The organism is Streptomyces hainanensis, assembly GCF_004348415.1.
Taxonomy (GTDB): domain Bacteria; phylum Actinomycetota; class Actinomycetes; order Streptomycetales; family Streptomycetaceae; genus Streptomyces; species Streptomyces hainanensis.
Map to the genome: position 1 here is coordinate 1 of NZ_SMKI01000933.1, position 508 is coordinate 508.

General features: G+C 73.0%; 1 protein-coding gene. It reads left to right on the top strand.

The genetic code is table 11. The features are described from left to right. Positions 1–508, top strand: a 508-nt coding sequence (locus E1283_RS36865; protein WP_425086287.1) for a protein-L-isoaspartate O-methyltransferase family protein, incomplete at both ends; no start/stop codon positions are given.

The window sequence follows — 508 nt, forward strand, 5'->3', positions numbered from 1 at the left end:
CCCTCGACCACGACCACTACCGGCACCACCCCGGCCGCGGCCGCACCCCCCACATCACCAACCCTCGCTACGTCCAACGCGACGTCACCTACCTCAACGTCCAACCTGGCGCCCGCGTGCTGGAGATCGGCACCGGCTCCGGCTACTCGGGCGCCCTCCTCGCCCGCCTCACCGGCCCCACCGGCGCGGTGACCAGCGTCGACATGGACGCCTACCTCGCGCGGTGGGCCAACGCCATCCACCACCAGGACGGCACACCCGCCATCCGCTGCCACACCGCCAACGGCACCGCCGGCTACCCGCTCGACGCCCCCTACGACCGGATCGGCGCCTGGTGCGCCCCGCCGCTGCTGCCTCAGGCGTGGGTGGACCAGATCACCGAGAACGGGCGGATCGTCACCACCCTCCCCGTGGCCCCGGTCGCGGACATCTCCGTCCTCGCCGTCCTCACCGTCACCGGCGACCGCCCCGAGGTCGAGCACCTCGACCTCGGCTCGTACATCGACGC